This window comes from Bacillus sp. CH30_1T (genome assembly GCF_008364765.1).
In the GTDB taxonomy this organism is placed as follows: domain Bacteria; phylum Bacillota; class Bacilli; order Bacillales; family Bacillaceae_B; genus Rossellomorea.
The window spans coordinates 102,911-115,478 of the sequence record NZ_VTUY01000006.1 but is presented as its reverse complement, the minus strand read 5'-3'; the positions used below and the strand labels follow the sequence as shown (position 1 = coordinate 115,478).

Genomic DNA, 12,568 nt, shown 5'->3' with positions numbered 1-12,568 from the left:
AAATTTTACACTTTTAAGAATTTACGTACAGACATAAAGCTTCCCCAAGCCCCGATCAAGCAACCCATTAATAGAATCAATCCGTTTACTTGATAGATAAAGGGGGTAAAATCTAATATCTGAATAAAATGGTTTTGTAGTTTTGGTTTAATAAATTCATAGGCATAGTAGTAACTTGTTGTGACAAGAGCGATCGGGATAATAGAACCTAAGATTCCAAGCCATAATCCTTCTAGAATGAATGGCCAGCGTACAAACCAGTTGGTTGCACCCACGAGTTTCATTATCTCGATTTCCCTTCTTCTGGCGACAATGGTGATTTTTATTGTATTTGAGATGAGGAACATGGCGGTAAACAATAGACCGATGATTAACACTAATCCAACGTTTCGACTCATTTCCAGTACATTAAACAATCTTTCTATCTTCGCTTCACCATAAAGTGCTTCGTTCACACCTTCATACTTGCTGACTTCAGCAGCGATTTTCCCAGTATCACGGGGATCTTCCGCTTTTACGATAAATACATCGTATAATGGATTATCCTGTTCGAATAACCTGAAATCGTCTCCTAAATCCTTTACCAGATTTTGAAGCTCTTCTTCTTTAGAAGAGTATTCTACGGATTCCACACCACTTATTTGGTTAATCTTCTTATCTATTTCTTCTACTTGAGCTTTTTCAGTACCGATCTCAAGTAGTACGCGAACTTCAACGTCTTTCTCAATATCGGTTGCAACCTTGTTCATGTTCAGCATAAGTACCATAAATACACCAACAAGTAGTAAGGTTACAGTAACGGCACTCACAGATGCGAATGTCATCCAGCCATTACGTCCGATGCTTTTGAAGCTTTCTCTTAGATGTCGACCATACGTCCTAGCTTTCATAACCGTAATCACCTCGCTGTTCGTCACGAACAATTCGGCCATTTTCGATGGCAATTACCCGATGCTTGATGGTATTTACGATTTCCCGGTTATGAGTAGCCATGATCACCGTTGTTCCACGATTGCTGATATCTTCAAGAATGTTCATGATATCCCAAGATGTTTCCGGATCAAGGTTACCCGTAGGCTCGTCAGCAATCACAAGTTTCGGCGTATTCACGATAGATCGTGCAATCGATACACGCTGTTGCTCTCCGCCTGATAATTCATTCGGAAGCATTCTTGCTTTATGCTTTAACCCTACCAGATCCAGTACTTCCATGACTCTCTTCTTTATTTGCTTTGGATGTTCTTCTATTACTTCAAGAGCGAAGGCAATGTTTTCATAGATTGTAAGAGAAGGTAACAGCTTAAAATCCTGAAACACGACTCCAACGTTTCTTCGTAAGTATGGAACTCTACTATTTTTTAATTTTGCAAGATTAATACCGTTTACGATGATATCACCCTTAGAAGGCCTCTCTTCGCGGTACATCATCTTGATGAAAGTAGACTTCCCGGCGCCACTTGGACCCACAACATACACAAACTCACCTTGCTTAATGTGGACGTTTAAGCCATTGGCAGCCATGACACCGTTGCTGTACTGCTTATACACGTCTTTCATTTCTATCATTATAAAATCACCTAATTTGTATTATGTAGTTACCCTCTTGGCTGTTATCGACATATGTACATGGTTTGAACACAACGACGTCTTTACCATAATTAGACATGAAATGGCGAAAAACCTCGAATTGCTCTTCCGAGAATTATTATAACATCACTTTGTACGTTGTTAAGGAAAAAAATTATTACATTTACGTTTCAAAGATTGAAATAATGTGTATATTTTACCTTTTTCACTGTCGATTCTACCTATTTACCGATATATTTGTAGGTATTTTTATCTATGACCTAGTACTATAACCAAGTAAAAAAGTTTGATGATAAGAAAATGATAAGCCTTAGGATGATGCTAATCTTATTAAGTTACTAGGTTATAATTTTTTGCCGTTTAAGTGCGGATTTTTTACATTATTTTTTAAAAGGGGTTTTGTAACATATATTTAAAGAAGGGAAAGGAGATAGTTTGTGGATAAATCAAAAAAGAAGAATCCTCAGTTAGGGACTCTTCTTCCTCACTTACTTCTTATTCGCCAACCACTCTGCCACTGCTTCTGCTTCTTCACCTTCGATGAGTCCTGCAGGCATTTGACCTTTACCATTTTGAATGACTTCCAAGATTTGATCTTTGTTTAATTCAGCACCGATTTTATCAAGGGCTGGCCCCATACCGCCTTCAAGGTTTCCACCATGACAGCTGGTGCATTTATTGTTTACGATTTTTTCAGGGTCTACTCCGCCAGAGCTTGTTTCTGTACTTTCTTCGCCGCCGCCACCGCAAGCTGCAAGTACCAATGAAGCGCCAAAAACAATGCCAAGTAGCTTTTTCTTCATTTTTTATCCCCCTAGGAACACATTTTAAGAGTAACGGTAAGTATCCAGGTCCGTCCCTCTATTACATAATTATACCAAGGTTAAACCCGTTTGAAACCTTCACCTAACACCTCTGAAGCGTCCATTGTGACGACAAAAGCAGAGGGGTCAATGGTTTTGACCAGTTGTTTCAGTTTTGTGAATTCTGTTTGATCGACCACACACATAAGGATCGGGCGCTCATCGTCCGTATAACCACCGTATGCAGATAGTTTTGTCACACCACGATCAATTTTATTCAGGATCCCTTCACGAACTTCTTCCTGTCTGTTTGTAATGATAAGTGCCATTTTTGATCGGCTGATCCCGACCTGGACTAAATCAATCGTTTTACTTGTCACATAGAGGCCGATAAGAGCATATAAACCACGTTCAATGTCAAACACGATCGCAGCAGAAAGAACAATCATTCCATCGATAAGCGCGACACTCGTTCCCAAGGACAACCCGGTGAATTTGTTTACAATCTGGGCTGCAAGATCCGTCCCTCCTGTAGAGGCTTTACCTCGAAAGACGATTCCCAACCCCAGTCCTACACCAATCCCTCCGAATAAAGCACCCAGCAAGGGATCTTCCGTCCACGGCTTCCAGTCTTCTGTTAAAAATACTACCAGCGGCAGGAAAACCGTACCGATGGCTGTTTTCACTCCAAATTGAAGGCCAAGAAAGATTAACCCTGCAATGAATAACGGAATATTAAATGCCCACTGAACAAAGGCAGGCTTCCAATCAAACAGACCTTTTAGGATGGTCGATATCCCGCTCACCCCTCCTGAAGCCACCTCATTCGGCAGTAAGAACACATTAAACGCAAGGGCCACAATCGTTGACCCAATCACAACAAACAAATACTCTAACAACTTCTCTTTCCGCGGATTAAATGCCTGCCCACGACGTCTCTCTTTCAAACCCATCCATTACGACTCCTTTAACCTATGTATTTATAGTATGAGTACAACCTCTTCCTTTATGCAGAGTATGCAGAGGGACGGACCTCTAATTGGTCATGTCGTGAACCTCTGAGGATGAAGATTGTTCATGAATTTCGCTTAATATAGTTAAAAAACATATGTATGAACCAGGTGCAAATTATCTTCTCCACCCTTCAAACACGCTCTGTATCAACTTTTGAGAGTATAGCATGGGTACTTAGAGGTGTAAATAACACTTCAATAACGTGGTAAAGCATTAATAAGTTGGGGTGTTGTGCTGGTGAGGGACGGACCTTTAATTAATGAGAGGCTTTACACCTGCATTTCGATTTTCTGCAATAGTATATTCAAATTCCGCTTCTGCAATAAGTGATAACCCCGGTAGTCGGCGTGTAATTATTCGTGTGTGTAAAGTAGATTCCACGTTCTTATTTATACATATAATGGAAGAAACGCATCATTCTAAGAGGTCCGTCCCTCAAAAAAGCTGAATCATCCAATTAATGGGAGGATCCAGCTTGAGTATGATTATTGAATTTTGGAACGCAGATAAGCGTTGATGAATGGGTCGATGTCTCCGTCCATGACGCCTTGTACGTTTCCTGATTCTGTGTTTGTTCTGTGGTCTTTGACCATAGAGTATGGATGGAAAACGTAGGAACGGATCTGGCTTCCCCATCCAATTTCCTTTTGCTCTCCACGAATCTCGGCAAGTTCCTGTTCCTGCTCTTCGATTCGCTTTTGGTAGAGCTTTGCTTTCAGCATTTTCATGGCTGACTCACGGTTCTTGATCTGAGAACGTTCAGATTGGCAGGTTACCACGACATTCGTTGGTAAGTGCGTGATCCGAACAGCCGAATCCGTCGTATTGATGTGCTGTCCACCGGCCCCACTTGCACGATACGTATCAATTTTCAGGTCTTCTGTACGGATTTCGATTTCGATTTCTTCATTAAACTCAGGCATGACTTCACAAGACACGAAGGAAGTGTGACGACGTCCTGAAGAATCGAATGGTGAAATACGAACAAGACGGTGTACACCTTTTTCAGCTTTTAAGTAACCGTACGCATTGTGCCCTTTAATGGCAAGGGTCACACTCTTGATTCCAGCTTCATCGCCAGGAAGATAATCAAGGGTTTCTACTTTGAAACCTCGTTTCTCACCCCAGCGCGTATACATGCGAAGCAGCATGGAACCCCAATCCTGTGACTCGGTTCCACCTGCCCCAGGATGCAGCTCAAGAATCGCGTTATTTTTATCATGTTCTTCGCTTAAAAGAAGCTGAAGTTCGTAGTCATTTAATCGTTTGACCAAATCACCCAGCTCTTCTTCAAGATCTTTTTGAAGTTCTTCGTCCGGTTCTTCTTTGATAAGTTCAAGGGTAAGCTCAAGGTTTTCTTGGGATTCAAGCAATGATTTGTATTCATTTACAAGATCCTTCAAACCGTTTCCTTCATTAATTAATCCTTGAGCTTTTTGCTGATCATCCCAGAAGTCGGGTTGAACCATGATTTCGTCCAGCTCTTGAATTCTTGCCTCTTTGTTTTCTAAGTCAAAGAGACCCCCTGAAGTCCGCTAAGGTTTTAGCTGATTTTTCTAACTCTGCTCTGATTTCTGATAGTTCCATGTGTGGTCACCTCTATAGTTATTTGGGTTGTTGAATTTATTTTGTATTGATGATATCTGGAATAGAGTGGCCGTGTTTTATTAGACAGTAGTGGTTGATTTCCGCTCCAGGTGCTCGCTTTCCGCGGGGCGTGAGTTTAGCCTCCTCGGGCTTTGCCCTGCGGGGTCTCAACTTTCACGCTATTCCCGCAGGAGTCGAGCACCTTCCGCTCCAATCAACTTTAAAGTTATGCTATTACATAACCTATTTTAAAAAACACTATTACAAGAAACATCCAATTATTAGTAAACTCTATCCCAGGCACCCGTAAAAAACGGAAAAGTACCTGGCACTTATTTTATCAAAATAAGTACCAGGTAGCATCTCTTTAATTATCCAGTTATGCCGTGGCAGTGTTTGTACTTTTTGCCGCTTCCGCATGGACATGGCTCGTTGCGTCCTACGTCTTCTTGCTTGCGAACTGGTTGTTTCTTAGCCTTACCGCCATCTTCTTTAGGGTTCACCGCTTGACCTTTGGCTACTTCCTGACGTTCAAGATTGCTGCGGATTTCAGCTTTCATGACGTATTTTGCCACGTCTTCTTCGATTGCGAGTACCATGCTTTCGAACATGGCAAATCCTTCATGCTGGTATTCGCGCAGTGGGTCGGTTTGACCGTAGGCACGAAGGTGGATACCTTGACGCAATTGATCCATGGCATCGATATGATCGATCCATTTCGAATCAACAGCGCGTAGCAGGATGACTTTTTCAAACTCGCGCATTTGCTCCAGAGTAAGCTCTTCTTCTTTTTCATCGTAACGGTGTTTCACATCTTCATAGATCAGGTCCATCATTTCTTCCGGCTCTTTTCCACGAAGATCATCAACTGTTACATCGTTTTCTGGAAGAAGATTTGCGTTCACATAATCAACGATGCCTTGAAGGTTCCAGTTTTCCATATCTTCTTCTGCTGTATGGGCTGCTACCTGACGTTCGATGGCTGATTTGATCATACCCTCAACAATTTCACGAAGGTTTTCTGAGTCGATTACTTCATAACGCTGTTTATAAATGATTTCACGCTGTTGACGTAAAACATCATCGTATTGCAGAAGCTGTTTACGAGCATCGAAGTTGTTTCCTTCCACTCGTTTCTGGGCAGATTCTACAGCACGGCTGACCATTTTACTTTGGATTGGCTGAGTGTCATCCATACCAAGGCGCTCCATCATGCTCTTCATATTGTCAGATCCGAATCGGCGCATCAATTCATCTTCCATTGAAAGATAGAACTGAGTCACACCAGGATCTCCCTGACGTCCGGAACGTCCACGTAGCTGATTATCGATACGGCGTGATTCGTGACGCTCGGTACCAATAACGGCTAGACCGCCACGTTCGATGACGCCTTCACCAAGCTTGATATCCGTACCACGACCGGCCATGTTTGTCGCGATGGTTACGGCACCAGGCTGCCCGGCTTCCAAAATGATTTCCGCTTCACGGCCATGGTTTTTCGCATTTAACACATTGTGGCGAACGCCTTTTTTTGTCAATAGTTTAGAGATAAGCTCTGACGTTTCAACAGCAACAGTACCAACCAGTACAGGCTGTCCTTTTTCATGACGGTCTTTGATATCCTCGACTACAGCAAGGAATTTACCTTCTATAGAAGCATAGATCAGATCGGCGCGGTCATCACGAACGATCGGCTTATTCGTTGGGATCACAATAACATTCATATTGTAGATATTACGGAACTCTTCTTCTTCCGTTTTCGCCGTACCGGTCATTCCGGAAAGCTTTTCGTACATACGGAAGTAGTTCTGGAACGTAATCGTTGCCATCGTCATGCTTTCATTCTGGATTTCAAGACCTTCTTTTGCCTCGATTGATTGGTGAAGTCCGTCACTGTAGCGACGACCTTTCATCAGGCGTCCTGTGAAAGAGTCAACGATGACGATTTCACCTTCCTGAACCACATAGTCCACATCACGATGCATGCTGACGTGAGCCTTTAACGCTTGATTGATATGGTGGTTAAGGGTTACGTGTGAAATATCGAACAGGTTTTCAATGTGGAAAGCTCTTTCTACTTTGCTGATTCCATCTTCCGTTAATTGAACACCTTTTGTTTTTTCATCATATGTGTAATCTTCATCTTTTTTCAGCGTACGTACGACAGCGTTTGCCTGAATGTAAAGCTGAGGCGTACGTTGTGCGTTACCGGAAATGATCAGAGGTGTACGTGCTTCATCTATCAAGATCGAGTCAACCTCATCGATTACGGCAAAATGAAGTGGACGCTGCACCATTTGATCTTTGTACAGGACCATATTGTCACGTAGGTAGTCGAATCCAAATTCGTTATTCGTACCATACGTAATATCCGCTTTGTATGCCTCACGTTTTTCGTCTTTGGACATCGAGTTCAAGTTCAGTCCTACAGTGAGTCCCAGGAAATTGTATAGCTTGCCCATTTCCTCAGCATCACGGCTGGCCAGGTATTCGTTGACTGTGATAACGTGAACGCCTTTTCCAGTGATCGCATTCAAGTACACAGGCATCGTCGCTGTCAGCGTTTTACCTTCACCGGTTTTCATCTCGGAGATGTTCCCGCCATGCAGGGAGGCACCACCCATAAGCTGAACGCGGTACGGATATAAACCAAGAACTCGGCGAGCCGCTTCCCGTACGACAGCGAAAGCCTCAATCATCATATCTTCCAGGTCTTCACCCTTTTGAAAGCGCTCCTTGAATCTTTCTGTTCTTTCACGGATTTCATCATCCGTCAATCGCTCCATATCGGGGCCTAATTCTTCTATTTGATCAGCCAGTTTTTCAAGCCTCTTTAATTCTCTTTTATTCGCATCGAACACTTTGTTTAATAGACCAAGCATGTATAAACGCTCCTTTATCTGTGTTTAAATGAGAGCCGAACGCCACTAGAATAACGAAAGAAAATGAAATTCAGATGAGAATCATGAAAAATCCATATAAAAAGTCACCTTCACACGTTTCCAATCACTCTACTTAAAATTCGCTACAAAATCCAAATATCCTCCCACAAAAACACGATATATTCCCTACCAATCTTACCACTATCCTATATGGGTTACAACTCAAGGAGGGACGGACCTCTCAATCACAGAGCTTTTAATGGTTGGGTGCTTCACTATCACACGATATCCCTGGACTGCTCGTGATATGCGGGGTCCTTCCCTCTGGAAATAGCGTCGATTCAGGTACACCTTGAGGGACGGACCTCCCATTTTAATTCCCTTTAGAAGTCGGATGCTTTAATAGCAGCCTTCAAACCTATAATTTTCCATGTGAAGGGAGGTCCGTCCCTCAAACAAAAAAGCCGCCTATGCAGACGACTTTTAGATGTTGTGTATTTGAATGGTTAGGCTTTAGTTGCTTTTAGTAGTTCGTAGACGGTGTCCTGGTAGCTTTCCCAGATTTGTTTGCTTCGTCTTGAGATGCTGTTGGCGGAGACATCGAAGTATTCAGCCAGTTCTTTTTGGACGTGGCGGATACTGATTTCCTCGATGTTTTTCGCCATGTCCACCAGTGCTCCCGAGTAGATTTTCGGATTTCGGATCGTTGGGCGCTCTGTGTAGAAGTATTTTTCCAATACGGCTACCAGCAGCTCACTTTCTTCTTTGTCTTCCCCTTTTTCAGTCAGGAAGTTTTGAAGAGATGTGATCGCTTCAACATATTCCGGCGTTTTCCAGATTTCTACCCCTTCGATCGCTTCTTCGGCTTTCTCATCCGAATCCTTGGAAGTATCTGTTTCATCCGTGCCTTTAGTAGATGCTGCTGCTTTTCCGGCCTTTTTCTTCTCAGCACTATAAAGAACGAATCCGACATCTGCTATTTCCAAGTACTGCCCTGATAAGTAGTCATGCAGATTTCCAAACTCACCTTGTTCAAATCGGATTTTCACCAGTTCCACCGCTGCTTTCTCTATCGCAGGATAAATGAAGTACTGAGCGAATGGAAGATACTTCTCCCCATTCGGCAGCAATAGCCCCAAGAAGAAACTATTCTCTTCTAACTTCCCGAACTTCTCAGTTACAATCAGCACATCACCAGTGATGGCTTCTTCCACACGTAACGTATTTTCATCCAGCTTCTCTACGGTACCTGCCGTCACACGCACGTTTTTCCAAGACTCCAGTACTTCAGCTGTCTGAGGACGAGTCACCGTGCTCAACTGCTTATCAACAAAGCGTTCGATCAAACGAACACCGTCAGCATCCTTCTGAGTCGCTCCGTACCAGCTGACAAATGCCATTTCATAAATATCCGGATCCGCTTGCATCAGATCCATTTTCGCTAGGTAGTGATGATAGGATTCTTCCATCTCTGTTGACTGCGCCGTAGCAATATAATCATAGAGTTGCGCCTGAAGCACATCAAGCTCCTGACTAACCAACGTATCTATATTCACAACATTTTCTTTTTCACAGCATTTCTTATATTTTTTCCCACTGCCGCATGGGCATGGTTCATTTCTTCCGACTGTACTCATGTTTGTATTTACCTCCAACTTCTTGAGTCCCGTACACAAATGTTCATTATATAACATTTGAAGCGTTCCTTAAACTGTTTTAGAACAAGAAAAAAGAACCAATCGTTTTCGGACTGGTTCTTTACACTCATGATTGGAGGCAATCTACTTCCTGAGTGAACCTTCTTTTTCAATAATCTTAAGAAATAGATCCTGATCTTTCCATAGGATTCCCGTCTGTTTCGCTATAACAATACCCTCTTCTTCGCTCCCAGGCGCATACGTCCGAGGCAACTCATCCGGTAATGGCCAAACTCCTGTCATATAGGCCATTGCAAAAGGGTTTTCGTCCACTGCTGCATCTGCCTTCTCCTTCACATTCCCCTTTTCAAAGTAGATACTCATAAAGAATTGTATATAGTAAGCATATGCATACTCTTCCTCGTACATATCCAGCAGGCCTTCCACTTCTCTTTTCTTCCCGGAAGCAATTAGTAAAGGAATCAATTCGTATCGTACACCCTGATTATCCTCAGCATTCAATTTCATCAACTGCTTCATATAATAAATTGCCTCGTCATACCTGGAATCTTCCTTCAATGCAAGAGCAAGGTTAAGGGTCAATCTCATATAAGGGCGAGTCCTGACATACTTCCAGAAAGGCGTCCCGTCGTGAAAGCATTCCCTGATTTCTTTCTTAGCAAGTCTCATGCCTTTCTCCAGAAGCTTAAGCTTTGTTTCCATCCTCTTTTCTTTTTCAGCTAATAGATTATAAGCATCTGCGCAATCTGCATCGACTTTCAAAGCTTTTTCACAAAGGGTATACCTTTCCGGTGGCTGTGCTTCAAATGCTTCATAAATCAATTGCTGAGCTTCTTCTTTATGAGTTAACTCAGGAAGCCTGATTCCACCTTCACGAGTCTGCCTCATGAATTGATCCAGATCTACATCATCACTATTTTCTGTCACCAGCATGATTTCCCACATCGTCTTCTCTGTCGGAGCCGGTTCGTTTCCATAAAGGAATGAAAGAGAAGGTTCCCCATGCTGCTCCAACATCGAAAAATCATAGGCCATCCTCTCTCCAATCGCCTCATCGATCGTATAAGAACGATTTGAAATACTTGCAGGCGAGACGTCAAAGAAAGTTCCAAGTTCCTTTTGAGTAAACTGAAGAATCGGCAATACTTCGCTGCACATATAATAAAGAGCCGCCGCATAAATGCGTGGATTCCGTATTCTCGCTGACGCCATTTGAAAATAATCATTTAAATATTTTGTGATCAAATACGCCCATTCCTCTTGATGATTATGGTCCATAACAAACGAGTAAAGCTCTTGACCAGCATTTTCTTCGAGATCATTTCTCCATGTGAAGGAATCAATGCTTAAATTCTCTTCATCGTGCATTTTTTCAAATACGGAATCGATTAAACACAGAAAATTCTCTCTGTAAAACCCTTGCAAATCCCTTGAAGAATCTTCAAATAGATCCCCGACGATTTTTTTGGCCAGAGTTGTGACGTCCGGATCTAAGTTGAAAAAGGTAGTAAAGGGCACAAACTGACCATTTTCATAAGGCATGGCAGCTGTGAACACCGTCTCTCCTATCGCAAAAGACAAATCAACTCCCTTAAATTCAAACCGTTCGCTACTCATGAAATCCTCAACTAACATCCTTTCGCCATCGTTTTCCTTCACTTCCCCGACGACAAATGCAAATGTGGCCCATCGACTTACAACGTCCCGGACTCTTGTACGGGGGATGGTGTTCAATCGTTCATTGATAAAACTTTCCAGTATAGTGCCGCGATCTTTTCCTTTAAAAGCGACCAAAAACCATGTGTAAAAAAGGAAGTCCCCACCAGGCGTCTCAAAATTAAAAGAACTTAGTTGTCTGGTAACCTTTTGTTTTTCATGCTCGAGCTTCCATTCAAACCTCTCATATGCAAAATCAAGTACATTCGCAAAAACCCGCTCGAGATCTTCAAGAATCAGATGATCCAACTGAGCGACATTCACCCCACCGCAACATTTTTTATATTTCTTCCCGCTTCCACAAGGGCACGGATCATTTCGGCCAACATCAGTCAACACTCTCCACCCCACTCTATTCATTATGAATCTATTATATCCTCAATATTGTTAACACATACAGTGAATCAATTATAGATTCTCATAAAAAATAGCCCTCCTCAAGATAAAATACCTATCCTGAGAAAAGCTTTCTATTATCTGCCTTGCTTCTTCATATAATCCAACACGTCAAGATCAATATAGTTCTCATCCTGCTCACGCATTTCAAAGTTTTCTGTATGGAGATAGTCTTTCAAGCTCTGATGAAGAGACTGTCTTTCTTTTGCATAACCAAGACGTGTAAGTTCCCGCTCCAAATCATCATGGATTTCACCTTCCAGCAATACGACTCTACCAGGCTCTGACTCTTTAAAATAGAGCTGATGCATCAAGTAGATTCGTTTCAGTTCCTTAATAGGAGATGCGTGATCATCCACCCTGAGATCGATGTACCGATCATTGAAGCCACCATATCCACCGCTTTCCTTTACTACTAGAAGCGCAGCAGACTGCATGCCCCGGGAATCGCCTCCTGCTTCCTGACCGGCATCGAGTGCATGAAGTAATCGTTCAGCAAGAGATCCGGTTGTCGACTCAAATGTCTCTGCCATCGCCTTTACAGTATTCTCATCTACTAAAATATTGCCTTGAGCTGCGAAATGCTTTCCAGTTTGTCCACCGGCCCAGTCATAGCATCCCTCTCCCGTAAAAGTGGCGGGATTCCCACCAGCATCAATCAATCCCACCTGTCGTAATGGACGCTCGGGATCATCCTTTGTGATGATATCCAGCGCTTCTTCTGCCGTCTTTCCTTCTTCCATTAATTGAAGTGCATGAGGCCCGTACGAAGTATTCGCGTAAGACTGAGTAGCCACGGCTCCCACACCCGCTTTCGCAAAAGGTACGACAGAACCAACACCGAGGAATTTGGATTGTACCGCAATCCCCCATTCTTTCTCTTCCGGGTCATAACCTACAATGGAATACGTCATGATGAAGTCCT

Annotated in this window: 9 protein-coding genes; all 9 read right to left on the bottom strand. The window is 42.8% G+C overall.

Going from position 1 to position 12,568, the window contains the following annotated elements:
• Nucleotides 1-5: 5 nt before the first annotated feature.
• The 9 genes from ftsX to F0342_RS13825 all read right to left on the bottom strand — a co-directional run bounded on the left by ftsX (nucleotide 6) and on the right by F0342_RS13825 (nucleotide 12,557).
• On the bottom strand, nucleotides 6-890 hold the full coding sequence (gene ftsX, locus F0342_RS13865) for a permease-like cell division protein FtsX (protein ID WP_149156513.1): 885 nt from the start codon (nucleotides 888-890) through the stop codon (nucleotides 6-8).
• On the bottom strand, nucleotides 880-1,566 hold the full coding sequence (gene ftsE / locus F0342_RS13860) for a cell division ATP-binding protein FtsE (RefSeq protein WP_149156512.1): 687 nt from the start codon (nucleotides 1,564-1,566) through the stop codon (nucleotides 880-882). The genes ftsX and ftsE overlap by 11 nt, the downstream gene beginning before the upstream one ends.
• A 509-nt stretch (nucleotides 1,567-2,075) precedes the next feature.
• A complete protein-coding gene (gene cccB, locus F0342_RS13855) occupies nucleotides 2,076-2,390 on the bottom strand; it encodes a cytochrome c551 (protein ID WP_149156511.1) in 315 nt (104 codons plus the stop codon).
• An 80-nt stretch (nucleotides 2,391-2,470) separates the two neighbouring features.
• Nucleotides 2,471-3,343: a YitT family protein gene (locus F0342_RS13850; protein WP_149156510.1), complete on the bottom strand. Its 873-nt coding sequence runs from the start codon at nucleotides 3,341-3,343 to the stop codon at nucleotides 2,471-2,473.
• 546 nt (nucleotides 3,344-3,889) lie between these two features.
• A protein-coding gene (gene prfB, locus F0342_RS13845; protein WP_149156509.1) for a peptide chain release factor 2 occupies nucleotides 3,890-4,991 on the bottom strand; the annotation gives its coding sequence in 2 pieces (ribosomal slippage) (nucleotides 3,890-4,918 and nucleotides 4,920-4,991; 1,101 coding nt in all).
• A gap of 371 nt (nucleotides 4,992-5,362) precedes the next feature.
• Entirely contained in the window at nucleotides 5,363-7,873 is a 2,511-nt protein-coding gene (gene secA / locus F0342_RS13840; protein ID WP_149156508.1) for a preprotein translocase subunit SecA, read from the bottom strand.
• Nucleotides 7,874-8,379: 506 nt separating this feature from the next.
• Nucleotides 8,380-9,510 (bottom strand): YecA family protein, encoded by a 1,131-nt coding sequence (locus F0342_RS13835; protein WP_188048549.1) that lies wholly within the window; start codon nucleotides 9,508-9,510, stop codon nucleotides 8,380-8,382.
• 144 nt (nucleotides 9,511-9,654) lie between these two features.
• Complete coding sequence (locus F0342_RS13830; RefSeq protein WP_188048548.1) at nucleotides 9,655-11,583, bottom strand: SEC-C metal-binding domain-containing protein; 1,929 nt, start codon at nucleotides 11,581-11,583, stop codon at nucleotides 9,655-9,657.
• Nucleotides 11,584-11,720: 137 nt separating this feature from the next.
• Nucleotides 11,721-12,557: a DUF1028 domain-containing protein gene (locus F0342_RS13825; protein ID WP_149156505.1), complete on the bottom strand. Its 837-nt coding sequence runs from the start codon at nucleotides 12,555-12,557 to the stop codon at nucleotides 11,721-11,723.
• Nucleotides 12,558-12,568: the final 11 nt, after the last annotated feature.